Origin of the sequence: Streptomyces dengpaensis (assembly GCF_002946835.1) — a bacterium.
Lineage (GTDB): Bacteria > Actinomycetota > Actinomycetes > Streptomycetales > Streptomycetaceae > Streptomyces > Streptomyces dengpaensis.
Genome location: NZ_CP026652.1, coordinates 5,904,963 through 5,930,320 on the forward strand (window position 1 = coordinate 5,904,963; position 25,358 = coordinate 5,930,320).

The 25,358-nt window shown below is 69.9% G+C and carries 22 protein-coding genes; 9 read left to right on the forward strand and 13 right to left on the reverse strand.

The features are described from left to right. Positions 1-123: 123 nt before the first annotated feature. Positions 124-2,865, forward strand: coding sequence for a pyruvate, phosphate dikinase (gene ppdK / locus C4B68_RS27335; protein ID WP_099499171.1), 2,742 nt, complete (start codon positions 124-126; stop codon positions 2,863-2,865). Positions 2,866-3,010: 145 nt separating this feature from the next. On the opposite strand, the gene C4B68_RS27340 is transcribed toward ppdK, so the two are convergent. From C4B68_RS27340 to C4B68_RS27350, 3 genes are all read right to left on the reverse strand, one after another. Then, positions 3,011-3,445, reverse strand: a complete 435-nt coding sequence (locus C4B68_RS27340; RefSeq protein WP_099499170.1) for a VOC family protein — start codon at positions 3,443-3,445, stop codon at positions 3,011-3,013. Between the two features lie 89 nt (positions 3,446-3,534). Further along, the gene (locus C4B68_RS27345) at positions 3,535-3,936 is read right to left on the reverse strand and encodes an excalibur calcium-binding domain-containing protein (RefSeq protein ID WP_099499169.1); all 402 of its coding nucleotides are present in this window, start codon (positions 3,934-3,936) and stop codon (positions 3,535-3,537) included. Positions 3,937-4,268: 332 nt separating this feature from the next. Beyond that, positions 4,269-5,429: an alkaline phosphatase PhoX gene (locus tag C4B68_RS27350; RefSeq protein ID WP_099499168.1), complete on the reverse strand. Its 1,161-nt coding sequence runs from the start codon at positions 5,427-5,429 to the stop codon at positions 4,269-4,271. 201 nt (positions 5,430-5,630) lie between these two features. Here C4B68_RS27350 and C4B68_RS27355 point away from each other — a divergent pair, with 201 nt between their 5' ends. From C4B68_RS27355 to C4B68_RS27365, 3 genes are all read left to right on the forward strand, one after another. Next, entirely contained in the window at positions 5,631-6,557 is a 927-nt protein-coding gene (locus tag C4B68_RS27355; protein WP_099499167.1) for an oxidoreductase, read from the forward strand. A gap of 213 nt (positions 6,558-6,770) precedes the next feature. Further along, positions 6,771-7,088 carry a nuclear transport factor 2 family protein gene (locus tag C4B68_RS27360; RefSeq protein ID WP_099499166.1) on the forward strand — a complete coding sequence of 106 codons (318 nt, stop codon included), beginning with the start codon at positions 6,771-6,773 and terminating at the stop codon, positions 7,086-7,088. A 251-nt stretch (positions 7,089-7,339) separates the two neighbouring features. Then, positions 7,340-9,265, forward strand: a complete 1,926-nt coding sequence (locus tag C4B68_RS27365; protein WP_099499165.1) for a glycoside hydrolase family 5 protein — start codon at positions 7,340-7,342, stop codon at positions 9,263-9,265. Between the two features lie 24 nt (positions 9,266-9,289). Here C4B68_RS27365 and nirD read toward each other — a convergent pair whose 3' ends face one another. The 3 genes from nirD to C4B68_RS27380 are packed head-to-tail and all read right to left on the reverse strand — an operon-like array spanning position 9,290 to position 13,617. Further along, positions 9,290-9,640 (reverse strand): nitrite reductase small subunit NirD, encoded by a 351-nt coding sequence (nirD, locus tag C4B68_RS27370; RefSeq protein ID WP_099499164.1) that lies wholly within the window; start codon positions 9,638-9,640, stop codon positions 9,290-9,292. Next, a complete protein-coding gene (nirB, locus tag C4B68_RS27375) occupies positions 9,637-12,264 on the reverse strand; it encodes a nitrite reductase large subunit NirB (protein WP_099499163.1) in 2,628 nt (875 codons plus the stop codon). Before nirB ends, nirD begins: the two co-directional genes overlap by 4 nt. After that, on the reverse strand, positions 12,265-13,617 hold the full coding sequence (locus C4B68_RS27380) for an NAD(P)/FAD-dependent oxidoreductase (protein WP_099499162.1): 1,353 nt from the start codon (positions 13,615-13,617) through the stop codon (positions 12,265-12,267). Between the two features lie 254 nt (positions 13,618-13,871). Here C4B68_RS27380 and C4B68_RS27385 point away from each other — a divergent pair, with 254 nt between their 5' ends. After that, positions 13,872-14,654, forward strand: a complete 783-nt coding sequence (locus C4B68_RS27385) for a sulfite exporter TauE/SafE family protein (RefSeq protein ID WP_099499161.1) — start codon at positions 13,872-13,874, stop codon at positions 14,652-14,654. 84 nt (positions 14,655-14,738) lie between these two features. Here C4B68_RS27385 and C4B68_RS27390 read toward each other — a convergent pair whose 3' ends face one another. From C4B68_RS27390 to C4B68_RS27400, 3 genes are all read right to left on the reverse strand, one after another. Then, positions 14,739-15,809 (reverse strand): S1C family serine protease, encoded by a 1,071-nt coding sequence (locus C4B68_RS27390; RefSeq protein WP_099499160.1) that lies wholly within the window; start codon positions 15,807-15,809, stop codon positions 14,739-14,741. A 146-nt stretch (positions 15,810-15,955) separates the two neighbouring features. After that, complete coding sequence (locus tag C4B68_RS27395; RefSeq protein WP_099499159.1) at positions 15,956-16,585, reverse strand: class F sortase; 630 nt, start codon at positions 16,583-16,585, stop codon at positions 15,956-15,958. A gap of 140 nt (positions 16,586-16,725) precedes the next feature. Next, positions 16,726-17,241 carry a hypothetical protein gene (locus tag C4B68_RS27400; protein WP_099499158.1) on the reverse strand — a complete coding sequence of 172 codons (516 nt, stop codon included), beginning with the start codon at positions 17,239-17,241 and terminating at the stop codon, positions 16,726-16,728. Positions 17,242-17,552: 311 nt separating this feature from the next. On the opposite strand from C4B68_RS27400, the gene C4B68_RS27405 reads away from it, so the two are divergent. Then, positions 17,553-17,942: a hypothetical protein gene (locus tag C4B68_RS27405; protein WP_143674243.1), complete on the forward strand. Its 390-nt coding sequence runs from the start codon at positions 17,553-17,555 to the stop codon at positions 17,940-17,942. Between the two features lie 1,091 nt (positions 17,943-19,033). Here the strand turns inward: C4B68_RS27405 and C4B68_RS27410 are convergent. The 3 genes from C4B68_RS27410 to C4B68_RS27420 are packed head-to-tail and all read right to left on the reverse strand — an operon-like array spanning position 19,034 to position 21,466. Beyond that, a complete protein-coding gene (locus C4B68_RS27410) occupies positions 19,034-19,825 on the reverse strand; it encodes an ABC transporter permease (RefSeq protein WP_099499156.1) in 792 nt (263 codons plus the stop codon). Further along, positions 19,822-20,778: an ATP-binding cassette domain-containing protein gene (locus C4B68_RS27415; RefSeq protein ID WP_099499155.1), complete on the reverse strand. Its 957-nt coding sequence runs from the start codon at positions 20,776-20,778 to the stop codon at positions 19,822-19,824. Before C4B68_RS27415 ends, C4B68_RS27410 begins: the two co-directional genes overlap by 4 nt. A gap of 16 nt (positions 20,779-20,794) precedes the next feature. Continuing rightward, complete coding sequence (locus tag C4B68_RS27420; protein ID WP_099499154.1) at positions 20,795-21,466, reverse strand: DUF4097 family beta strand repeat-containing protein; 672 nt, start codon at positions 21,464-21,466, stop codon at positions 20,795-20,797. A 242-nt stretch (positions 21,467-21,708) separates the two neighbouring features. On the opposite strand from C4B68_RS27420, the gene C4B68_RS27425 reads away from it, so the two are divergent. Then, the gene (locus C4B68_RS27425; RefSeq protein WP_099499153.1) at positions 21,709-22,461 is read left to right on the forward strand and encodes a helix-turn-helix domain-containing protein; all 753 of its coding nucleotides are present in this window, start codon (positions 21,709-21,711) and stop codon (positions 22,459-22,461) included. Positions 22,462-22,687: 226 nt separating this feature from the next. Here the strand turns inward: C4B68_RS27425 and C4B68_RS27430 are convergent, their stop codons facing one another. Further along, positions 22,688-24,331: a M4 family metallopeptidase gene (locus tag C4B68_RS27430; RefSeq protein ID WP_099499152.1), complete on the reverse strand. Its 1,644-nt coding sequence runs from the start codon at positions 24,329-24,331 to the stop codon at positions 22,688-22,690. 202 nt (positions 24,332-24,533) lie between these two features. Here C4B68_RS27430 and cutA point away from each other — a divergent pair, with 202 nt between their 5' ends. Both cutA and C4B68_RS27440 read left to right on the forward strand, forming a co-directional pair. Beyond that, positions 24,534-24,875 carry a divalent-cation tolerance protein CutA gene (gene cutA, locus C4B68_RS27435; RefSeq protein WP_099499151.1) on the forward strand — a complete coding sequence of 114 codons (342 nt, stop codon included), beginning with the start codon at positions 24,534-24,536 and terminating at the stop codon, positions 24,873-24,875. Continuing rightward, positions 24,872-25,327: a gamma-glutamylcyclotransferase family protein gene (locus C4B68_RS27440; protein ID WP_240634489.1), complete on the forward strand. Its 456-nt coding sequence runs from the start codon at positions 24,872-24,874 to the stop codon at positions 25,325-25,327. Before cutA ends, C4B68_RS27440 begins: the two co-directional genes overlap by 4 nt. The last annotated feature ends 31 nt before the right edge of the window (positions 25,328-25,358 follow it).

The window sequence follows — 25,358 nt, forward strand, 5'->3', positions numbered from 1 at the left end:
GATCTGGTGGCGGACGGGTGGTTACGGCCGTATGACGCGCAAGCAGACGTACCCAGACGCCTTCGATCTGGGTATGTTCCCCCTCGTCAGGGCAGCCACCGCGACGTCGAGGAGTCGAGACTCGTGTCGGAAAACAAAGATCCCCACGTAGCTGAGAGCGGCGTCGAGGACGTGAAGTTCGTTTATGACTTCACCGAGGGGAACAAGGACCTCAAAGACCTCCTCGGCGGCAAGGGTGCGAACCTCGCCGAGATGACCAACCTGGGCCTTCCGGTCCCTCCCGGCTTCACCATCACCACCGAGGCGTGCAAGACGTACCTCGACAGTGGCGAGGAGCCGGCGGCACTGCGTGACGAGGTGAGTGCGCACCTCGAAGCCCTCGAAGCGAAGATGGGCAAGAAGCTCGGCCAGGCCGATGACCCCTTGCTCGTATCGGTACGTTCCGGGGCGAAGTTCTCCATGCCGGGCATGATGGACACCGTCCTGAACATCGGCCTCTCCGACAAGTCGGTCCAGGGCCTCGCCAAGCAGGCCGGCGACGACCGCTTCGCGTGGGACTCCTACCGCCGCCTCATCCAGATGTTCGGCAAGACGGTCCTCGGCGTCGACGGCGACCTCTTCGAGGATGCGCTGGAGGCGGCGAAGGACGCGAAGAAGGTCACGGTCGACACTGACCTCGAAGCGGCCGACCTGAAGAAGCTCGTCACCAAGTTCAAGAAGATCGTCAAGACCGAGGCCGGCCGCGACTTCCCGCAGGACCCGCGCGAGCAGATGGACCTCGCCATCAAGGCGGTCTTCGACTCGTGGAACGGCGACCGCGCGAAGCTGTACCGCCGCCAGGAGCGCATCCCGCACGACCTCGGCACGGCGGTCAACGTCTGCTCGATGGTCTTCGGCAACCTGGGCCCCGACTCGGGCACGGGCGTCGCCTTCACCCGCGACCCGGCCAGCGGCCACCAGGGCGTGTACGGCGACTACCTGCAGAACGCCCAGGGCGAGGACGTGGTGGCGGGCATCCGCAACACGGTCCCGCTCGCCGAGCTGGAGTCGATCGACAAGAAGTCGTACGACCAGCTGATGCAGATCATGGAGACCCTGGAGAACCACTACAAGGATCTCTGCGACATCGAGTTCACCATCGAGCGCGGCCAGCTGTGGATGCTCCAGACCCGTGTCGGCAAGCGCACGGCGGGTGCGGCCTTCCGTATCGCCACGCAGCTGGTGGACCAGGGACTGATCGACGAGGCCGAGGCGCTCCAGCGCGTCACCGGCGCCCAGCTCGCGCAGCTGATGTTCCCGCGCTTCGACGACCAGGCGAAGGTCGAGCAGATCGGCCGGGGCATCGCCGCGTCGCCGGGTGCGGCGGTCGGCAAGGCGGTCTTCGACTCGTACACCGCGGTGAAGTGGTCGCGTTCGGGCGAGAAGGTGATCCTGGTCCGCCGCGAGACGAACCCGGACGACCTCGACGGCATGATCGCGGCGGAGGGCATCCTGACGTCGCGCGGTGGCAAGACCTCGCACGCCGCCGTCGTGGCGCGCGGCATGGGCAAGACCTGTGTCTGCGGCGCCGAGGAGCTGGAGGTCGACACCAAGCGGCGCCGGATGACCGTGCCCGGCGGGCACGTGGTGGAGGAGGGCGACCTCATCTCCATCGACGGCTCGTCCGGCAAGGTGTACCTGGGCGAGGTCCCGGTCGTGCCCTCCCCGGTCGTCGAGTACTTCGAGGGCCGCATGCACGCCGGCGCCGACGACGCGGACGAGCTGGTCGAGGCCGTGCACCGGATCATGGCGTTCGCGGACCGCAAGCGGCGGCTGCGGGTGCGCGCCAACGCCGACAACGCCGAGGACGCGCTGCGCGCGCGCCGCTTCGGGGCGCAGGGCATCGGTCTGTGCCGTACGGAGCACATGTTCCTCGGCGACCGGCGTGAACTGGTCGAGCGGCTGATCCTGGCCGACACCGAGTCCGAGCGCGAGGAGTCCCTGAAGGAGCTGCTTCCGCTGCAGAAGCAGGACTTCGTGGAGCTCTTCGAGGCGATGGACGGACTGCCGGTCACGATCCGTCTCCTGGACCCGCCGCTGCACGAGTTCCTGCCCGACATCACGGAGCTGTCGGTGCGCGTGGCGCTCGCGGAAGCCCGCAAGGACCCGCACGAGAACGAGCTGCGCCTGCTCCAGGCCGTGCACCGCCTGCACGAGCAGAACCCGATGCTGGGCCTGCGCGGCGTCCGCCTCGGTCTGGTCATCCCCGGCCTGTTCACCATGCAGGTACGGGCGATCGCCGAGGCTGCGGCCGAGCGCAAGAACGCCAAGGGCGACCCGCGCGCCGAGATCATGATCCCGCTCGTCGGCACCGTCCAGGAGCTGGAGATCGTCCGCGAGGAGGCCGACCAGGTCATCAAGGAGGTCCAGGCGGCGACGGGTACGGACCTGAACCTGGCGATCGGCACGATGATCGAGCTGCCGCGCGCCGCGCTGACCGCCGGTCAGATCGCGGAAGCGGCGGAGTTCTTCTCCTTCGGCACGAACGACCTCACCCAGACGGTGTGGGGCTTCAGCCGGGACGACGTGGAGGCCTCGTTCTTCACGGCGTACCTGGAGAAGGGCATCTTCGGGGTGTCGCCGTTCGAGACGATCGACCGGGACGGCGTCGGTTCGCTGGTGAAGGCCGCCGCGGAGGCGGGCCGCGCCACCCGCCCCGACCTGAAGCTCGGCGTCTGCGGCGAGCACGGCGGTGACCCGGAGTCGGTCCACTTCTTCCACGAGGTCGGTCTGGACTACGTCTCCTGCTCGCCGTTCCGGATCCCGGTGGCGCGTCTCGAGGCGGGCCGGGCGGCATCGCAGTCACGGGGCAGCGACCACCGCTGACCCTTCCCCGACCCGGGAGTCGTGGCCAGTCCCCGACCCCGGAGCCGTTGACCGTCCCCGACCCTCACCGATGGGCGGCGGCTCCGGCGCACCAAGAGAGGGCGGCACCCTGTGCGGGGGTGCCGCCCTCTTGCTGACCGGTGGCCTATTCGCCTTCGCCGAGTTCGGCGAAGAGCGTCAGCTGAGGCGCGCCCGGTGCTTCCAGCCGGGAGTTGAGCGAGTTCCAGGGCGTGCGCGTCGGCTCGGCGATCACCTCGGCGCCGGCGGCGGCCAGCTTCGCCGTGGTGGCGGTGGAGTCGTCGACCTGGAACGCCACCCGGATGTGCCCGGCCACGCGCCGCCCGACCTCGACGTCGTCGATGAAGGCCGCGTGGTTCGGGTCGGTCAGCTCCAGCGTGGCCCGCCCGGCGTCGAGGATGGTGACCCGTCCACCGGGTGAGGAGAAAGCCGCCTGCTCGGTCAGGCCGAGCACGTCGCGGTAGAAGTGCAGTGCCGCGTCGTAGTCGTCCGCCGTGACGACCAGGCGGAGTTCACGGACGGCGGGTTCTGCGGCGGGATCGATGGCGGGTTCGTCCGACATGCCGGCTCCTTGGAGATCGCGGATACGCACGCGTCAACTCGCCGACGGGCGGGGCGATTCCACGTCTCCGGCCCTTTGCCGTCCACGGGTCAGCGGGCTGCGCGGCGCCGGCGTACCGCGGCCAGCAGTCCGCCCCCGGCGAGGAGAACGGCCACACCGCCGCCCGCGAGGTACGGCGTGGCACCATTGCCGCCGGTCGCCGCCAGGTCGGCGTCCTCCTGTCCCGCGGCGTCCTCGGCGCTGTCCGTGCCCTCGTCCTCCGCGGGGGTGAAGTCCGCGGGCGGGTTGTCGCAGCCGATGCCGTCCCGGTCGCGGTCCAGGTGGTCACCGTAGTGCTCGTCACCCTCTTTGATGTTGGCGTACCCGTTCTCGTACGCCTCGGTGCAGTTCTCGAACGGGTGACTGCCGTCATGAGCCTCGGCGGTGGCCGGCAGGACGGCCAGCGCCAGTGCGGCAACGGCCACGGCGGCAGGCTTGCGGAGCAGGTTCACGGGGACCCCAAGGATTTGTGACGATATCCGTACGCGTGATCACAGTGAGGCGATCAGCCGGATTTGAGGTGACGAAGGTATTGGGGGGTCGCTGGTGCCGCGGCGGATTGACGGACCCGTGATGCGAACGTGACGTGACTGGACGGTAGCTCTCCGCTCATGTCTCCATGTTCTGTAAACCGCGCCTCGTCGACCCGCCGTTCAGACGGTGGAGGCCGATGCGCAGAGGAGACGTTGAGGTGTTTGGCCGGGCAGTTCGGTTGCATCCGTGCCGAACCGCTTCCGGGCCCGCTTGGGGCGGGGCCGGAAGCGGTCCGCGGCCTACGGGTGGACTATGACCGGAACGGCCCGGTCACCTCGTACGTGATCCCGCCCGACGAACTCCCGCTCGTCCCCCGCTGGCTGGAGAAGTACAGCCGGGTGCCGTCCGGGGAGAAGGCCGGGCCGGTGATCTCCGACCCCGACTGCCCGTCGATGCGCAGGAACGGGGCGATCACGTCGTCCGGGGTGATGACGCAGATCTCCATGTTGCCGCCGTCCTCCGCGACGAACAGGTCGCCGGAGGAGGAACCGGTGATGTTGTCGACGCCGGTGAGCGGGGCGGTGCCGGAGGTGACGAGGGAGTCGTCGTACGCCAACTCGTACGTGTTGTTGGTCAGGTTGAGCTGCCAGACGCGGTTGTCGCCCTTCGTGGTGAACCAGACCGTGTCGTCGGCGTAGTGGCAGCCCTCGCCGCCGTTGAAGGACTTCGACCCTGAGACCTGGGTGCGGGTGCTGGTGGGGGAGCCGTCCGGGTCGGGCACGTTCGCCCAGGTGAAGGAACCGGATGTGGCGGTGCCGGCGACCATGACCTGGAGGGTGCCGGAGGAGAGGCTGCCCCAAGTCGTGGGCACGAAGCGGTAGAAGCGGCCGTTCGTCTCGTCCTCAGTCAGGTAGACCACCTTGCGGACGGGGTCGGCGGCCGCCGCCTCGTGCTTGAAGCGGCCCATCGCCGGCCGCTGCACGGCCGCGTTCACGCCCCAGGGGTCGGTCTCGTAGACGTAACCGAGGGACACCTCCTCGCAGGACAGCCAGGTGTTCCACGGGGTCTTGCCGCCCGCGCAGTTCTGGCGGGTGCCGGAGAGGATGCGGTACGCCGACGTGACCGTGCCGCTCGACGAGAACTTGACCGCGCTCACGCCGCCCGAGGGGTTGATCTCCGAGTTGGAGACGTAGATCCAGCCGCTGCCGTCGGCGTAACAGGCGCCCCCGTCCGGGGCGTTGTGCCAGGTGTACGACGTGCCGGGGACCGTCTGGCCGGAACGGGCGATCACCCGGCTGGTGAAGCCGCTGGGAAGTCTGATGCCGTTGGCGTTCGGTGAGCCGAGCGCTCCGTACGGGCCCGTGCCGGGCTGCGCGGGCGCGGCGTACGCGGCTCCGCGCCACAGGGTTCCGCCGAACACGGCGGAGGTTCCGCCGAGGACGGCCGCACGCAGGACAGTACGACGTTCCACTCTCGCTCCAAGGGGAAAGTGACCACCCCGCCGCCGGTCGGCGACGGGGCCGTACGGTGAGGGACCTTATGGGCGCGGGGTTACCGTGCTCGGGGACAGCGGGTTGACGGGTCGTGGACAGGGTGTGAGCACGGCGTACGCGTCGCACGCCGGACAGGCCCTAGGGTGAGACCCTGCCCGCGATCGGAAGGAGCGCCCGCCATGGCCGGCTGGGACATCAGCGCCATCCCCGACCAGACCGGACGCGTTGCCGTCGTCACCGGGGCCAACAGCGGCCTGGGTTACGTCACGGCGCGGGAGCTGGCGCGCAAGGGCGCCCGGGTCGTGGTCGCGTGCCGGAGTGAGGTGCGGGGGAGTGAGGCGACGGACCGGATCGTGGCCGAAGTGCCGGGCGTCACGGCCGAGTTCCGGCGGCTCGACCTCGCGGACCTGGCATCCGTACGGGGCTTCGCGGAGGCGTTCCCGTACGACCGTCTCGACCTGCTCGTCAACAACGCCGGGGTGATGGCACCGCCGTACGGGACGACGGCGGACGGCTTCGAGACGCAGTTCGGGGTCAACCACCTGGGCCACTTCGCCCTCACCGGACTGCTGCTGCCCGCGCTGCTCGCCTCGCCCGGTGCGCGGGTCGTGACCGTGTCCAGCATGATGCACGCCCTGGCCAACATCGACATCGACGACCTCAACAGTGAGCACCGTTACCGGCGTTGGATCGCCTACGCCCGCTCCAAGACCGCCAACCTGCTCTTCACCCACGAACTGGCGCGACGGCTGGCGGCCACCGGAGCGGATGTGCTCGCGGCCACGGCCCACCCGGGCTACGCCGCGACCAACCTCCAGACCGCGGGCCCGCGCGCGGAGGGCCGCCGGGGTGCCGAGCGCCTGATGGAACTCACCAACCGGGTCTTCGCCCAGTCGGCGGAGTCGGGCGCGCTGCCCACGCTGTACGCGGCCACCGCCCCCGACGTGCACCCCGACTCTTTCTTCGGCCCGTCCTTCGCGATGTGGCGAGGCGCGCCCGCCCCTTCCTGGCGGGCACCGTGGACACGCGACGACGCGGTCTCCCGGCGGCTGTGGGAAGCGTCCGAACGGCTGACCGGAGCGAAGTCCGACGCTCTCCAGGCTTAGAGCCTGTGTCCTGTCCCGGCCGGTCGGTTCCGGCCCATGGGGGGGCACTGCTGGTGCCCCCCCATAAGCAGCCTCTCCCACGAGTGCGATGCGCGTGCACAGACTGGGTGCTGCCACGCGAGTCCACAGGCCGAGTGGCGGCAGGGGGAGGTTGCAGGCCGCGGCTGAAGCGTCTCGCCGGACCAGGCGGACAAGCCCGACCAGGCGAACGAGATGGACCCGGTCGCCAAGGCGTTCATCGACGCGTGGAACGACCGCGACGCGGACGCGCTCACCGAGGTCTTCACCGAGGACGGCGTGCTCATCGACGCCGACCGACGGTTCGAGGGGCACGAGGAGATCCGCAGCGGCCTCGCCGAACCCGAGGTCACCGGCTACTCCGTCGAGGTACTCGAGATCGGCGAGCGGCGAGCCGACGGGCAGCGGCTGCTGGTGGAGGTCAAGCCGAACGGTGGTGAGGGCTTCCGGGCGACTTTCGACTTCACGATCGAAGACGGACGGGTCCCGAAGGCGGACTTCCAGTTCGCCTGACGGTCGTACGGGCAGCTCGCCTGACGGTCGAGCGGAAGGACGGTTCGCCTGGCGGTCGTACGTATCGGCGGCTCGGGGAGGTGCGCGGTCTTGCGTGCTTCCCCGATGCGGGCCGGTACGCGTGGGCGCCGCGGGAACAACATGGTGGCGACAACTGATATCGACCTGCCCGGGTCTTCCTCCGTAGGGTGACAGCCGAAGCTCGTTGCTCACCGCTCGTCGATTCCCTTTGCGCCCCCACAGAGGACCGGATGCCGACCGTCAGACCCAGACTTGTCCAGTACCTGACAGCAACAGCCACCCTGCTGACGCTGTTGACCACGGCGCCCACCGCGGTCGCCGCCCCCCCGGAGCCTGCCGCCTCCGCCACCCAGGTCACGCCCTCGGCGGCCGACACCTGGCATGCCCCGTTATCCACCCGCGGCCGGTACATCGTCGATGCCGACGGGCACCGGTTCCGCCTGAAGTCGGCCAACTGGGACGGCGCGCAGGGGTCGTGGACGGGAAGCGGCAGCACCGCCGACCCGGCCAACCACCACGCCGGCCAGAACGCCCACGACATACCCCTCGGCCTGGACCGCGCCCCGCTGCCCCAACTGCTCGCCGACTTCCACGCCCTCGGCATCAACAGCATCCGGCTGCCGTTCTCCAACGAGATGATCCGCGCGTCAACTCCCGTGCCGGACACGGCCGTCGCGGCCAACCCTCAGCTGCGTGGCAAGACCCCGCTGCAGATCTTCGACGCCGTCGTGACCGCCCTCACCCAGGACGGGTTCGCGGTCATCCTCAACAACCACACCAACACGTCCCGTTGGTGCTGCGGCATCGACGGCAACGAACGGTGGAACAGCAGCCAGTCCACCCAGCAGTGGGCCGACGACTGGGTCTTCATGGCCCGCCGCTACGCCGCCAACTCCCGTGTCGTAGGAGCGGATCTCTACAACGAGGTACGCCGCGACATACTGGACGACCCCAACTGGGGCCTGGGTGACAACCACGACTGGTACGCCGCGGCCCGACTCGCCGCGGACCGCATCCTCATCGAGGCCAACCCCAACCTCCTCATCATCATCGAGGGCATCAACTGGACCGGCCTGCCCGTCGACGGGCTGCCGCACGACCGCCCCACCCTCACGCCGGCGCGCACGCTCTCGCACACCCTCGTGAACGCCCACAAGCTGGTCTACTCTGCCCACTTCTACGGCTACACCGGCCCCCGGCACAGTGGCGCCACCGGAATCGGCGAGACGCACGACCCCCGTTACCAGGACCTGTCCCGCGACCAGCTCCGCCAAGTCCTCCACGACCAGGCCTTCTTCGTCACCACGGAAGGGCAGCACTACACCGCACCCCTGTGGATCAGTGAGTTCGGCATCGGATCCGGTGAAACGGGCGCGGCCGCCCGCACCTGGTTCGGCAACATCACCGACTACTTCGCCGACCAGGACGCGGACTTCGCCTACTGGCCGCTGGTCGGCTGGGAGGGCCACGACGACTGGGCCCTACTGCGCTACGACACCGCGGGGCGACGGTACGGCATCCTCGATCAGGGCGACTGGCGTGGCACCGCCTGGAATCACCTCATGACCTCGCCGACCCGCACCGGGGACATTTCGCCGGTGGCTGCCTGGCGCATGCTCACCACCGACCACGGCGACGACGTGCGCTCCCTGCGGGTGCGGGCCCAGGGCGACTGGAATCCGGGGTCGTCCAAGGCCGCCTGCCCCGATGGCCTGCGGCTGATCGGCCTCAGCCACACCGGCGGCCGAGGTCTGTGCACCGACACGACGAGCGGCGGCGACCTGCGCGCGGCAGGCGACGCTCAGACGGTCGTCACCGACGAACGCCACGTTCCCGCGGGCGGCGACTGGGCCGGCGGCCACACCAAACTCCAGTGCCCCGCCGGGCAGTTCCTCATCGGCTACAGCCGCCGCGGCGACCGTGTGTCGGCGGCCCTGTGCGCGCCCGCCCGCACCGCGTTGGGGCTCACCGGACGAACCGTCTGGTTCGACCGCTCCGACAACCGCCCCAGCACGGGTGACGGCGGCGACTTCGCCCACGGACGCTACAAGGGCCAATGCGCGGCCGACGAGTACGCCGCAGGCATCGCCTTCACCACCCGTCTGGGCAGCACCCCTGGCCCCGCGGCGCTGTTGTGCAGCCCGCTTCGCACCTGAACACGCAGCCCTGAGCCAACGGCCCTAGTGCACCCGCACCTCGTACGTCGCCACCCGTACGGTCTCGTCGTCCAGGCACTGCCCGGAGATCAGGTCGAAGCGCTGCTTCAGCAGCGGGGAGGCGACGTACGGGCGGCCCTGGTGGGTGCCGGTCAGGCCGCGGGAGAGGACCGCCGCTCCGCTGAACGGGTCGCGGTTGTCGATGGCGTACAGGCGGTTCGTGCGGTCGCGGAAGAGGGCTGCCTGCCGGCCGTCGGGGAGCAGTGCCGCCACTCCGCGGCCCGGCATGAGGGTGGTCAGCTCGCAGACGGTGAACCAGGCGTCGCGCGAGCGCAGTTGCACCTTCAGGCCGGTCGTCTCGGGGGCCAGGGTCATCGCGGGGAGCTTCCTTCCAGGGGACGGTGGCCGATGGTCAGCAGCGGCAGATCGGGCTTGATCTGGTCGCGTTCGGGGACGAAGCCGACGACCGGGTCGGGGGTGTCGGGCGCGTTGACGAAGGACACGAACCGGGCCAGTTTCTCGGGGTCGTTGATGGTCTCGGCCCATTCGTCGCGGTAGTTCGCCACGTGCGCCGCCATCAGTGACTCCAGCTCCTCGCAGATGCCGAGCGAGTCGTCCACCACCACGTCGCGCACGTGGTCCAGGCCGCCCGGGATCCGCTCCAGCCACGTCGACGTGCGCTCCAGGCGGTCCGCCGTACGGATGTAGAACATCAGGAAGCGGTCGATCAGACGGATGAGCTCCGCATCGGTCAAGTCCTGGGCCAGCAGGTCCGCGTGGCGCGGGGTCGCGCCGCCGTTGCCGCCGACGTACAGGTTCCAGCCGTTGGCGGTGGCGATCACGCCGAAGTCCTTGGACTGGGCCTCGGCGCATTCGCGGGCGCACCCGGAGACCGCCGACTTGAGCTTGTGGGGGGAACGGAGTCCCCGGTAGCGCAGCTCCAGGTCGATGGCCATGCGGACCGAGTCCTGGACGCCGTACCGGCACCAGGTCTGGCCGACGCAGGACTTCACCGTGCGCAGGGCCTTGCCGTACGCGTGGCCCGACTCGAAGCCCGCATCCACCAACCTGGTCCAGATCAGCGGGAGTTGCTCCACCCGCGCGCCGAACATGTCGATGCGCTGGCCGCCCGTGATCTTCGTGTAGAGGCCGAAGTCCCGGGCCACCTCGCCGATCACGATCAGCTTCTCGGGGGTGATCTCGCCGCCGGGGATGCGCGGCACGATCGAATAGGAGCCGTTCTTCTGGAGGTTGGCGAGGAAGTGGTCGTTGCTGTCCTGGAGGGCCGCCTGCTCGCCCTCCAGGACGTAGCCGCTCGCGCCGATCGTCGGGGCCAGCGAGGCGATGATCGAGGCGACCGCCGGCTTGCAGATCTCGCAGCCGTCGGCGCCCCGGGCACCCTCGCGGCCGTAGCGGTCCAGCAGCGTCGGGTACGAGGTGATCCGAAGCGCGAAGACGATCTCGTACAGCTCCTCGCGCGTCTGCGCGAAGCAGCCGCACAGGCCCTTGTCGACCTCGACGCCGCTCGCCTCCAGTTCGGCGGTGACCAACTGGCCCAGCACCTTGACGCAACTGCCGCAGCCCGTACCGGCCTTGGTGCATTGCTTCACCTCGGGCACGGTCGTGCAGGAGTGCTCGGTGACCGCGCCGCGGATCGTGCCCTTGGTGACGTTGTGGCAGGAGCAGATGACCGCCCCGTCCGGCAGGGCGGACGGGCCGAGCTGGGCGGGCGCCCCGGCACCGGCGGGCAGCACCAGCTGCTCCGGCGAGACGGGCGGTACGGAGCCGGTGAGCGCGCGCAGGGTGCCGTACGTCTCGGCGTCGCCGACCAGGATGCCGCCGAGCAGGGTGCCGTCGCGGCCGATGACCAGCTTCTTGTACAGGCCCGCGCGCGAGTCCGCGTAGACGACGTCCAGGCAGTCCTCGGTCGTGCCGTGCGCGTCGCCGAAGGACGCCACGTCCACGCCGAGCAGCTTCAGCTTGGTGGAGAGGTCGGCGCCGGTGAAGGCGGCCTCGTCCGCGGCGATGGTCGCGGCCGCCGTCTCGGCCTGCTCGTAACCGGGCGCCACCAGGCCGTACACGCGGCCGTCCGCAGCCAGCGCGCACTCGCCGATCGCGAAAACGTGCGGGTCGGCGACCGTGCGGCACTGCTCGTCGACCGTGATGCCGCCGCGCTCGCCGACCGTCAGGCCGCAGTCGCGGGCGAGCTGGTCGCGGGGGCGGACACCGGCGCTGAACACCACCATGTCCGTGGCGAGTTCGGAACCGTCGGACAGCTTCATGCCGGCCACGGAGCCTGCGGCGTCCGTAATGATCTCCTGCGTGCCCGTGCCGGTGTGGACCGTCAGGCCCATGTCCGCGATGGTGCGCAGGAGCGCCGCGCCACCGCCGTCGTCCACCTGCACCGGCATCAGGCGCGGCGCGAACTCCACGATGTGGGTGCTGAGTCCCAGTCCCTTCAGCGCGCCCGCCGCTTCGAGTCCGAGCAGGCCGCCGCCGACCACCGCGCCGCTCGTGGCCTTCGTCTTCGCGTACTCCTCGATCGCGAGCAGGTCCTCGATCGTGCGGTAGACGAAGCAGCCCTCGGCGTCCTTGCCGGGGACCGGCGGGACGAAGGGGTAGGAGCCGGTGGCGAGGACGAGGGTGTCGTAGGCGACGACCCGTCCCGAGCGGGCGGTCACCGTGCGGGCCTCGCGGTCGATGGTCTCCGCCGGGTCGCCGATGTGCAGTTCGATCGCGTGCTTCTCGATGAACTCCATGTCGGTCATGGACAGGTCGTCGGCCGTCCTGCCCGAGAAGTACGAGGTGAGCTGGACCCGGTCGTACGCCGGGCGGGGCTCCTCGCACAGCACGACCACGCGGTGGGTGGTGGTCAGACCGCGCTCGGCGAGCGCTTCCAGGAAGCGCTGGCCGACCATGCCGTGGCCCACGAGCACGATCGTGTGCGCGGTTCCGTCGGCGGCGTTCGCGTTCGCCGCCTTCGTCGTGTCCGTGGACATTCAGGAGCCTCCGTCGTTGGTGAGCAGGTGGAGCAGGGGGGCGCCGTCCGCGGGGAGCGGCTCCGCTCCCTCCCAGGCGCGGGCGAGGGCGCCGACCGTGCCGAGTTCGCCGACGAGTACGCCGCCGACGAGCCGGTCGTCGCGGACGACGACCTTGCGGTAGGTGCCGCGGGTGGCGTCGGCGAGCTGGATGACGTCGTCGCCCGGGCGGGGTTCGGGTTCGCCGAACGCGGCGAGGTCGAGGGGGGTGGAGTCGTGGCCGGTGAGGGTGAGACGGGTCAGGGCGCGGGTGCCGGTGTAGCGGGCGGCGGGGCGGGTGGTCGGCCGCGCGGTGACTGCTTCCCCGGACTCGGCGGCTTCCCTGGCCTCGGCGGTTATCAACTCTGCGAGAGTGTCAGCCTGTTCGAGAGCCGGTGTGGCCAAGCCGTAGATATGTCCCTCGTGTTGGGCGCAGTCGCCGATCGCCCGGATGTGCGGGTCGGACGTCCGCAGTTCGTCGTCGACGAGGATGCCCTTGTGGACGGCGAGTCCCGCGTCGTTGGCCAGACCCACGCGAGGGTGGACGCCGCAGGCCAGGACCACGAGGTCGGCGTCGAGGGCGTACCCGTCGGCCAGCTCGACCGAGCGGACCGCACCGCCGACGCAGCGCACGTCGCGCACCCGGCACTCGGTGTGCACCTCGACGCCCAGGTCCGTGAGGTGCCGGTGGACCAGACGGGACGCGGACGGGTCGAGCTGGCGCTCCATGAGCCGCTCGGACTGCTGGGCCAGCACCACCTGGGCGCCGCGCACGGCGAGCGCGCGGGCGGCGGAGACGCCGAGCAGACCGCCGCCGATCACGACGACGCGGGCGCCGGGCCGTACGGACTTCGACAGGCCCAGGCAGTCGTCCATCGTGCGGAACGCGTGGACACCGTCGGGGAGTTCGTGCCTGGCCGACGTGAACAGGCCGCGCAGCGGCGGGAGTACGGGGTTCGAGCCCGTCGCGAGGACCAGCGTGTCGTATGCGATCACCGAGCCATCCGCGCAGTGCAGCGTGCGCGTGGCGCGGTCGATGCCGGTGACCCGGGCGCGGGTCAGCCGGCTCGGCGCGGGGAGGGCGATCACCTCGGGGGCATACCGCCCGGCCAGGACCTCGGCGAGCAGGACACGGTTGTACGGGGGGTGCTCCTCCTCGCCGACGAGCTCGACGGTCACGGCGGGCCCGGCCGACCCGGCGGACGCACCGGTTGCGGCGGAAGACGCGCCGGACGCGCCGGTCGCCCCGGTCGCCCCGAGCTCTTCGAGCCGCCGGGCGAGCCGTGCGCCCGCGAGCCCGGCGCCGATCACCACCACATGCGTTTTCGAGGTCATGACCACACCGTGCGGTGCCGGTGTTACCCGGCCGCATCACGGTTGTTTCCCGGGAGGAACGCTGCCCTCAGCGGGGATGGGGTCCGGATGTGAGGGTTCGGGGGGCGCTGGGAAGTGGCGGCTGTGAGATGGGCCCTGAAGCCGGCCCTGAGGTGAGGCGTGAGGTGGGGCCGAAGGGGGCCGAACCTCAGAAACCCCTCAAGCTTCGCAGGATTCATGGACCGCACATCTACTTCGTCCATAGGCTCGCGATCATGCCCGACATATCACTGACCATGGTCGCCGTCCTGTGCCTCGCCTCCCTGGCGGCCGGCTGGATCGACGCCGTGGTGGGCGGCGGCGGGCTGCTCCTGCTCCCCGCGCTGCTGCTCGGGCTGCCGAGCGGCACACCGGCGGCGTACGCGCTCGGCACGAACAAGGCGGTGGCGATCGTCGGCACGACCGGCGCGGCGGTGACGTACGCACGCAAGGCGCCCGTCGATGTGCGCCTCGCCGTACGGATCGGGCTCGCGGCGCTCGCCGGTTCGACGGGGGGCGCCTTCGTCGCGGCCGGGATGAGCACCGACGTACTGAAGCCGGTCGTCATGGTCGTCCTGCTCGGCGTCGGAACCTTCGTGATCCTCAAGCCCGCGTTCGGTACGGCGCCATCGGCCACCCCGGTCTCCGCGCGCCGCGTGCTGGCCGCGATCGGGCTCGCCGGCCTCGGCATCGGCTTCTACGACGGGCTGATCGGCCCCGGCACCGGTACGTTCCTGGTGCTCGCGCTCACCGCGCTCCTCCACCTCGACCTGGTGACCGCCTCCGCCACCGCCAAGATCGTCAACTGCTGCACCAACGCGGGCGCCCTCGCGACCTTCGCCTGGAAGGGCACGGTGCACTGGCAACTGGCCGCCCTGATGGCCGTGTTCAACCTGGTCGGCGGGACGGTCGGGGCGCGGACGGCGCTGAAGAAGGGCAGCGGGTTCGTACGGGTGGTGCTGCTGACGGTGGTGTTCGCGCTGGTGGCGAATCTGGCGTATCAGCAGTGGGTGGCGTGACGGCGGGATGTCACTCTGCACGGCTGGTGGATGTCACTCAGTACGGCGGGTGGATGTCACTCTGCCGGTGTGACCGGGCGGACGTCACTCCGACAGCTTGATGTTGATTGACCAGGGGTCGCCGACCTTGACGGGTTGCCCGTTGACGTCCTTTCCATCCTCTGTGAACACGCCGCTGACTTTGAGTTTCTCACCTGGCGCGGACGACTGAAGGATGTTGCACACCTGAGGGACGCTGGTGACCGGAGTGTCCTTGAGGTGGGTGATGACGTCACCGGCCACAAGTTCCGCCGCGCTGGCCGGAGAGTTGCTGTCCACGCTGCCTACGTAGAGACCGTCGATCTGTTTGTCGACGAGATTTTTCTGAAGCGCCTGAGCATCGGCTTGTAGGTCAGCGGTGAAGTAGTCGACGAAATTCGGGTCGCTGAGCGCGACGAGTGTCTGCCATCCGGGATTGTTCTTGCTCTTTCCGTCGGCGAGCCCTTGGAGGATGGGTTCGGCGTGGCTGCTGCTGATGGCGAAGTTCTGGTCCCGGATATCGCCTGCCGCGTAGGAGTCGTTGATACCGACAAGCTGTGCCCTGTCGTTGAGCAACGGCCCTCCGGAGTTCCCGGCGTTGAGTGTCGCCGAATGCTGGATGGTGGACGGCAGATCGGGCTGACTCAGATTGCCCGTCTCGGCGACGTCGGGCACCTGGACCACCCCGTTGGTCAGGACGGCCTTCTGACTGCCGACGTCGCCTCCCGCCGAGGGGTAGCCGATCGCCGTCACTTCGTCCCCTTGCTTGAGTTCGCGGCTGTCGCCGAACTCCACCTGTTTCAGATCCTCTTCTGGCGTCGAGAGTTTCAAGACCGCCAGGTCCTCGCAGGGATCACTTCCCAACAGCCGGACGGGAACGGGCCCGCGGTCCCCGATGCGGACTTTGAGGGCGGTCTCACCGGCGACGACATGGGCGTTGGTGAGGATGAGGCCCTGTTCGGCGTCGTAGATGATTCCCGTACCGGAACTCACACTGCCCACGACTTGCACGGTCGCGGGCGCCACCTTTTCAAAGATCTCCTTAGGGTCGTCCGCCGTGGCCGTGGGTGCCGTGAAACCAGCGCTCAAAGCGACGGCTGACGCGGTGGCGACGCATATTCTGGCTATCGGCCGCATACGGGCCTCCCAGCTCCTGGCCTGAGGTGTCAGCACTCAAGCCCGAGAAAGATCTGCCCTTTTCAGCGTAAGGCTCCCGCTGACGTCTGTCGCGGTGAACGGCGGCCGCCGGCCATCCGGCCGGTCTCCCCTCCAGGGGCCGCTGTTTACCCGCCCCGGCTCCCCGTCAGATGGGCGAAGACGACCACGTTGCCCTGATACCCCGTCGTCTTCGAGTAGCCGCCTCCGCAGGTGATGACGCGGAGCTCAGGGCGGTCCGCGGCGCCGTACACCTTGTCGTCGGGGAAGTCGCGGGCGGCGTAGACCTCGACGGCGTCGACGGCGAAGACCGCGGTGCTGCCGTCGCGGCGGGCCACCTCGATGGTGTCGGACTTCTTGAGGGAACCGAGGTCGTAGAAGACGGCGGGACCTTCGGTGTTGTCGACGTGTCCGGCGACGATGGCGGTGCCTCGCTCGCCCGGGGTGGTGCCGGCCTCGTACCAGCCGGCGAGGTTCTTCTCCCCGGCGGGCGGGACGTCCAGGCTGCCCTGCGGGGTGAGGGCGAGTCCCATCAGCGGGGCGTTGACGTGGATCGAGGGTATGCGTATGCGTTCGGGCGGGGAATGCGGCAGCGCGGGCGCCGCGGACTCCTTGGCGCGGGTGCCGGGCGACGCGGCCTGCGCGGCGGACGGCTGGGGCGGCGCATGGGTCTCGGCGCCGCTGCGCAGCAGCCAGGCACCGGAGCCGAGCGCGACCACGGTGACGGACGATATGGCGATGTCGCTGACCCGGCGCACGTGAGCCTCCTCTCTGCTCGCTCCTGTCGCGGTCTTCTGTTCGTTGCTGGGTCCCGTTCCCCCTCCGGGCCGCGAGGGGCGTCGGGCCACGGAGGGGGAGGGGACGGCGGTACCGGTGGACGGACAGCGGAGGGTGTCCGTCAGATCCTGTCGCCTCTCGCCCGGCGATGCAGGAGCCAGGTACCGCCCGCGGCGGCGACGGCCAGGGCCGCCACTCCCGCCGCGGTCTTCACGGGGTCGGTGCCCAGAGCGCCACCGACCCCCGTCTTCACCAGTCCGCGCGGCTGGACCTGCTCCCGCGTGGACGTCAGGGTCACCACCAGGTCACCCTTCACCTGCCGGCCGCCGTCGCACTTCGCGACGATCTCGTACGTCCCCGGCTGCGCGCTCGGCGGCACCCGGAACTGGCCGATCGCGTCGTTCTCGTGCGTGCTGGGGGTGAACATGAAGCTGCCCGCGCCCACCGCGCTCGCGTCACCCGTCGCCGTGGCCTGGCCGCACGCCGCCGTGTTGACGGTGACGTCGCCCCCCGGGACGACGTTGGAGGGGAACACCTCCAGGCTCGCGCTGTCCGCACCGTACGCGGGCGCGGTGGCGAGGCCCGCGGCGGCGACGGCGAGTGCGGTACCGGTCAGCAGACGGGCGGTACGTCGCATCGTGCTTGCTCCTCCGAAGGGGCGCGGCCCGCGACACCCCCGTGCCGCTGTGTCGGTCGTGCCCCTGCTGTACCGAGGTAAGTGGCACGTGGCGACGTCCGCTTCCTGACCGAACGTCAGGAAGCGGGCTGAACGGGTGTCATCCGGGCAGTCGGGGAGTGCCGGATCAGCCGCATTCCAGCAGGTCACCGGGGTGCGGCGGGTGTCCGACGGAAAAGAACGCGAAGGGTACGGGGCGGGGGTGTGAACGGGTGATCAGGCTGGGCGGCGGAGCCGCTTCCGAACCGGCAGAGCCCCTCCCGCAGACGGACTTGGCATCGTTCAGAAGCGCCTGCTTCGAAGCCACGCGAGGAATCGGGGCTCGTACCGAAGAGCTGGCCTTCGCTGGAGCGTCCAGCTTCCACGCGGTCACGATCGCCGGACGCGCGGGCTCGCACGCCGTCTTGTGCCACGACCACCTGCCCCTCGTCGCCTTCACCGGCACGTCACCTGTGCCGGGCCGGCCGGTGTCGGGTTTCGTGGACCCGCCGGCATGGGCGGGAGGCTTCGACGCTGTCGGTCTTCGGGCCCTGCCCACGCGTGATCTGAACGCGCCCATGGCCAGCGTGGACTTGAGCGAGCTGGCGAACGCGGAGCTCGCCCAGATCCGTTACTGGCGCCCCGGGGTGGTTGGCGACTTGCTGTTCAACTGGTGGGGCTGAGGATCCCCGTCAATGGAAGACATGACCTGGCGGGTGGAGGGGAGCGCCTGGCTCACATGGGCGTCGGTGAGGGCGGTGGGCTTGCCCCCTGGTGTTTTCCAGTGGCTGTTGGGGCCGCCCGCTTCTTTGGCAGTGTCGTGCTTCCGCGAGCCGGGTAAAGGGCGCTGCGCTTCGCGTCGGCTGCGCCGATCGGCCTGCGGCCGACCCGTGACTCGGCTCGCTCCAGCACGGGGGAGAAGCGAGCGGACGGCCCGGAAGGGTGGGTGGCCGAGGTGCGCTTGCGGGCGGGGTCGGCTGCGTCGCGGTCCGGGGTGGGGCGGGCGCGCTGGCGGCTCGCCTGCACGCCGGGTCGGCTTAGCGGCCTGCGGGTGAGTGGATGGGGCGCGCTCGTGGGTCGGGGCCACGCCCCGTGGGCTTGGCCGCTTGCGGGTGGGTGGGGGTGCGCAGCGGCCGGGTGGCGGCACGCCCGGTGGGCTTGGCGGCTTGCGGGTGGGGACGGGTGCGCAGCGGCGGGGTGGCAGCACGCCTGGTGGGCTCAGCGGCTTGCTGGTGGGGACGCATCCGGGGGGCCTCTGGGGGTAATTGGCAGATTTGGGCCACGCCGCGACAGGAAAGCCCCAGGTGGGTGGCTGGGGGGTGGCCCAAATCTGCCAATTACCGTCCCCTGGGAGGCAGAAGGCCCCCAGGGCCCCTCACCTGTCAGACCAGCATCACCCATCACGCCTCCCAAGGCCGAGAGAGGGTAATTGGCAGCTTTGTCTCACGTCAGGACAGGGAAACCCCAGGTGGGCGGCGCAACCAGTCTCGTACGTTCTATCGTCGGCACGCTGGGCGGACCAGGGAATCGAGCGCGGTGGCTGTGAAGGCGACGGCGGCGTACACCTCCCAGCAGGTGCACCGGTCGTGACTCCCATCCGTCCTGCTCGGTACAGCCGGCACCATCCGCTGGAACACCCTTCCTCCGGGGAGGGCACATGGGGCAACGGGGTCCTCCTTGCACACGAACGGGGCGGCGTACGCCGACCGGGTGTCGGTGTACGCCGCCCTGGGGTGGCACGAGTTGCGGGAGGTGGCCCGCCTTGTCATGGCGGTTATTTCGGGTCGTCGTTGAACTTCGAGGTCGACCAGAAGTAGCCGAGCACCGCGAGGCCCAGGCACCAGACGACGGCGAGCCATCCGTTGTGGCCGATCTCGGTGCCGAGCAGCAGGCCGCGCAGGGTCTCGATGGCAGGTGTGAACGGCTGGTATTCGGCGATCGGCTGGAACCAGCCCGGCATCGCGTCGATCGGGGTGAACGCGCTGGAGATGAGCGGCAGGAGGATCAGCGGCATGGCGCTGTTGCTGGCGGCCTCGGCGTTCGGGCTGGCCATGCCCATCCCGACCGCGATCCAGGTGAGCGCCATGGTGAAGAGCGCGAGCAGCCCGAACGCTGCCAGCCACTCCAGGGCCGTGGCGTCCGTGGAGCGGAAGCCGATGGCCACGGCGACGGCGCCGACGAGGACCACGCTGGCGATCGACTGCAGGACGCTGCCGACGACGTGCCCGACGAGCACCGAAGGGCGGTGGATCGCCATCGTGCGGAAGCGGGCGATGATGCCCTCGGACATGTCGGTGGAGACGGACACCGCGGCCCCGATGACGGTGCTGCCGATGGTCATCAGCAGGATGCCCGGGACGACATAGGCGATGTACTCGGAGCGGTCGGCGCCGCCGCCGCCGATGCCCGCGCTCATCACGTCGCCGAAGATGTAGACGAAGAGCAGCAGCAGCATGATCGGGGTGAGCAGCAGGTTCAGGGTGAGCGACGGGTAGCGCCGGGCGTGCAGGAGGTTGCGGCGCAGCATCGTGGACGAGTCGCGCATGGCAAGGGAGAGGGCGCTCATCGGACAGCCTCCTTGGGCTGGTTGGGGACGGCGGCGCCGCCGGTGAGGGCGAAGAAGACGTCGTCGAGGTCGGGGGTGTGCACGGTCAGCTCGTCGGCCTCGATGCCGGCCGCGTCCAGCCGGTCGAGGATGGAGCGCAGCTCGCGCTGGCTGCCGTCGCTGGGGATCTGCAGGGCGAGGGATTCCTCGTCCCGGGAGGCCTCGTGCAGTGCGGAGGCGGCGCTCTGGTACGCGGCTGGGTCGGTGAAGCGGAGCCGGACGTGTCCGCCGGGGATGAGCCGTTTCAGGTCGTCGGCGGTGCCCTCGGCGGCGAGCTTGCCGTCGTGGAGCACGGCGATGCGGTCGGCGAGCTCGTCGGCCTCCTCCAGGTACTGGGTGGTGAGGAAGACGGTGACGCCGTCGGAGACGAGCTCGCGGATGATCTGCCACATGTTGTGGCGGGAGCGCGGGTCGAGGCCGGTGGTCGGCTCGTCGAGGAAGATGATCCGCGGGTTGCCGACCAGGGTCATGGCGATGTCCAGGCGCCGCTTCATGCCGCCGGAGTAGGCGGAGGCGGGCTTCTTCGCGGCCTCGGTGAGGTCGAAGCGCTCCAGCAGCTCGGCGGTGACCTGCCGCCCTTCGCGCTTGGACAGGTGGTGCAGGTCCGCCATGAGGAGCATGTTCTCCTCGCCGGTGATCAGGCCGTCGACGGCGGAGAACTGCCCGGTGACACCGATCGCGGCGCGCACGGCCTGCGGGTCGGTGGCGAGGTCGTGGCCGCCGACGTGCAGCTCGCCGGCGTCGGCGGTGATGAGGGTGGAGAGGATCTTGACGGCGGTGGTCTTGCCGGCGCCGTTCGGGCCGAGCAGGGAGAAGATCGTTCCTTCCGGGACGGCCAGGTCGACGCCGTCGAGGACGGTCTTGTCGCCGTAGGACTTGCGCAGCCCGTTCGCCGCGATGGCCAGGTTGGTCATGGGGGGTGCTCCTTCTTTACAGGCTGCGGGCGGTGATGTCGCCGTAGGCGGTGGTCGCGTGGATGTTCAGGCCGGCGGCGGCGCCGTCGGTGTTCTTGAGCGCGCTGTGGATCCGGCCGTAGGCGGTGCCTGCGTCCAGGGAGGCGGAGACTCCGCGGGCGGCGCCGACCGAGATGTCGCCGGACTCGGTGCGCAGGGTCACCGTGCCGCGCACGGCCTCGGTGATCCGGATGTCGCCCCTTGCGGTGCTGATCTCCGCGGGGCCGTTGAGCCGGCCGACCTCGACGTCGCCGTCGATCGCGGTGAGCCGGACGCTCGCGGCCTCGTCGATCTTGATGTGGCGGTAGGCGCCGTCGACGGCGATGTCGCCGAGCCGTCCGACGCCCCGGAACTCGGCGCTGGCCGCCGTCACCTCGGTGCGGGAGCCGGCGGGCAGCTGGATGGTCACCTCGATGGATCCGGAAGCGCCGAGGATCCGGTTCTTCGCCGCCGGGACCTCGATCCGCAGGACGCCGTCGCCGTAGGCGACCTCGGTCTGCTCCGCCGTCTTCACGTCGCGGCTCTTGGAGGCGTCCGCGGGCAGGATCTCGACCGTGGTGTCGGCCCGGTCGGCGGCGATGAACCGGATGCGTCCCGCGGGGATGTCGAGGACGGCCGAGACCGGGGCGGGGGTGTCGAACTTCTGCATCGTGCTCTCCTTCTTCTGCAGCGTGCGCTCCTTCGGCGCGCTGTTTCCGATGACGGAAAGCTACGTTGCGTTCACGGTTCTGGCAACAGACTCGTTGCGCGTAATTGCCGTCATTGCAGCTAGGAGACGGTAATTCGTTGCAATGGTTTTGAGTCTAATGCAACGACCGTCACTCTGATCGTTGCAATGGGCTGGAGGTGAACGCTATACTGGAGACACCACGGACCACGAAGGAGACCGCGATGCCGGGAGGCAGACTCACCCAGCAGGAACGCCAGCAGATCGCGCTGGGACTGGCCGACGGCCTTGCCTACGCGGAGATCGCCAGACGCCTCGACCGTCCGACCTCGACGATCACGCGTGAGGTGATGCGCAACGGCGGCCCCACCGCCTACCGCGCCGACCTCGCCCACCGCGCCACCGAACACCGCGCCCACCGCCGCAGGCAGACCGCGCCCCGAGGGGCGGAAGCGCCCCCGCAGGCCCACGGACGCGACGCCGAGGCCGTGCGCGAGTACGAGGAGATGCTCGCCACCGTCTTCATGCAATCGGGCCTGCCCAAGATGACGGCCCGCCTGCTGGTCTGCCTCTACACCACCGACGCGGGCAGCCTCACCGCGTCCGAACTCGTCCAGCGCCTCGAGGTCAGCCCGGCGACCGTCTCCAAAGCGATCGCGTTCCTCGAGAGCCAGGGCCTCGTCCGTCGGGAACGCGACGAACGCCGCCGCGAGCGCTACGTCGTCGACGACGACGTCATGTACCAATCAACGATGGCCAGCGCCCGCGCCACCGCCCACCTCGGCGAAACCGCACGACAGGGCGTCAGCATCCTCGGCCCCGGCACCCCGGCCGCCGCCCGCCTCGAGAACATCGCCCGCTTCGTCGACTTCGTCTCCGAGAGCATCGCCCGAGCCGCGGAGCAGGCCCGCGAAGTCCTCCACACGAAACCCGAAACGACCTCAGGCGGCACTGCCGAGCCAAGTTCAGATCGCTGATGGACAGCCGTCTTGATGGTCACAGCCATGGGGCGAAGCCGACTGTGTTCTCGGGGAAACCTAGGGGTTTGCTCGACGACTCCTGCGCAGACCAGGCAGGCGGAGATGGGGCGCGGTCGCGGCGTGCCCCCACCCCGGGACCGCGCCCCATCCACTCAACGGCCGCTCCGTGGCGACGATGGCTTTGGGCGGGTACTGCTGGTCGCGGCCGTACCACGTCGTACTGTCAGCGCACCGCCACAGCCGACCAAGCCGCCGCGACCGCGGCGTACTCCGGGCTCCCCGCCCCGTACAGATCCTTCGCCGCGTTCAGGGTCGCCGCCCGGGCACCCGCGTAGTTCGTCGACGACGTCATGTAGACCGTCAGCGCGCGGTACCAGATCTTGCCGACCTTGTCCCGGCCGATGCCCGTCACCGTCGAGCCGTCGCACGTGGGGGAGTTGTAGCTGACGCCGTTGAGGGTCTTCGCGCCGCTGCCCTCGGCCAGGAGGTAGGCGAAGTGGTTCGCGACGCCCGATGAGTAGTGGACGTCCAGATCTCCGAGCGACGAGGTCCAGCAGTCCGCCGAGTTGCCGTCCTTGGAGGGCTTGTCCATGAAGCGGAGGGCCGGCCTGCCGAAGCCGGAGCGGACGATCTTCTCGCCGATCAAGTAGTCACCGGGGTCCGAGGAGTTGTTCGCGTACCACTCCACCAGCGTGCCGAAGACGTCGGACGTCGCCTCGTTCAGGCCGCCGGACTCGCCCGAGTACGTCAGGCCTGCCGTCTTGGACGTCACGCCGTGGGACATCTCGTGTCCGGCCACGTCCAGGGCCACCAGGGGGCCGAGCGTCGTGCCGTCACCGTCGCCGTACGTCATGCAGAAGCAAGTGTCGTCCCAGAAGGCGTTGTTGTAGTTGCTGCCGTAGTGGACGCGGTTGTACGAGCCCTTGCCGTCGCCCGCGATGCCGCTGCGGCCGTGGACGTTCTTGTAGTAGTCCCAGGTGGTGTTCGTGCCGTACTGGGCGTCCACGGCCGCCGTCGCGCGGTCCGTCGTCGTGCCCGTTCCCCAGTGGTTGTCGGCGTCCGTGAAGACCGTCGACGGGGCGCGGCTCAGGCAGATGCCCAGGACGCACAGGTCCGTCTTGTTCGCCGCGTCGCCCGTGTACGTGTTCCCGCGCGTCGGGTCCGTGAGCTGGTACGTCGATCCCGACAGGGTCGTTTCCAGGGGAACCTTGCCGCCGTAGAGCGACTGGCCGTCACCCGTCGCCGTCTCGATGCTGTCCCACGCGTCGATCTGCGCGCCGGTGGCGGCGTCGGTCAGGACCGTGCGGGCGAGCGGGTTGCCGTGCGAGTCCTGCGCCACCGCGTTGGTGCGCCAGGCCAGCTTGGGGGCGCCGTGCAGGGCGTCAACCACCAGCTCCGGCTTGGCAGTCAGCTTCCTCAGCGTCTCGCCGAGGTTCGCGGCCCGCAGCGCGTTCGCCGCGAGGTCGGCGGCCTTCGGGGCGGACAGCCTCGGCGTCACGGTCGACAGGGAGACGGGGCTCTTCGTCGCCCGTGAGGCGCTGCGGTACGTGCCGTCCGGCGCCAGGTGGACCACGAAGTCACCGCCCAGGACCGGGAGTTGATGGTACGTCCGGTCGTAGCGCACGTGCTGGGTGCCGTCCTTGTCGACGACGACGTCCCGGACGGTGGTGTTGTGCGCGGAGGTGAGTCCCAGGCTCGCGGCGTGTTCGACGAGGGCCGACGCCGCGTTCTTGATCGCGGTGGCCCGGGTCGGTCTGGCGGCCGCGTCGGCGGTGGGGGAGAGTGTGGCGGCCATGAGGGCGGCGGCGGAGGCGGCTATGCCGGCCGTGGCGAGACGGGAACCTCGGATGTGCCGTATCCGACTCATCGGTCTCCTCGGAAAGGCGCCTTGAAGAGGGCGCGTGGGGGCGGCGGGTGGGGAGCGCTGGAGTTGACTCAGATTTAAAGGTCCATGACATGTCATGTCCATAGCGCGCTCTGTTGGATGTGTGGGGATGTGTGAGGAGTGAGAATCGTTTCTGCGAAGGTCTGTGCGCACGCTTCCGCGAAGGACCGAAAAGGAGACGATCATGGCCACGGCCGACTGGCTGACCGTCCTGACCACAACCGACGCCCCGGACAAGGCGGAGACGCTCGCCCGCGGCGCCGTGCGGGCGCGGGCCGCCGCCTGCGCCCAGATCTCCGGCCCCGTCACGTCCGTCTACCGCTGGAAGGGCGACATCGAGACCGCCGCCGAGTGGCAGGTACTCTTCAAGACGACGGGCGTGCGGTACGACGCGCTGGAGGCGTACCTCCTCGAAGCGCACGACTACGACACGCCGGAGATCATCGCGACCCCGGTCGTGCGGGGGAGCGCGGACTATCTGCAGTGGCTGGGGGAGGAGACGGCCGGGGAGGAGACGGCCTCTTGAACCCTCTGAGCCCCTTGAGCTCCTTGAGCCTCTCGGCCGAGCCGCGCCTGCCCTTCTTCGTCTACGGCACCCTCCGCCCCGGCGAACGCAACCACGACCTCTTCCTGCGCGGGCGCACGGCGTCCGGGGAACCGGGACGGCTGGCAGGCGCGGTGCTGTACGAGGGGCCCGGCTATCCGTACGCCGTGGAGGAGCCCGGCGGCACGGTCAGCGGCGAACTGGTCGCCGCACGGCCCGAGGCGTACGAGGAACTGCTCGCCTCCCTCGACCGGTTGGAGGACTACGCACCGGGTGACCCCCGCAACCTGTACGAGCGGGTCGCGCGCCCAGTGACCCGCGCGGACGGCACCTCCGTACGAGCCTGGGTGTACGTGGCCGCCCCCACCGTCACGGCCCGCCTGCGCGCCACCGGCAAGCTCATCGAGGGCGGCGACTGGCATACCCGGCACTGAGCCGATGGGCTCCAACAGCCCAGCCGATACC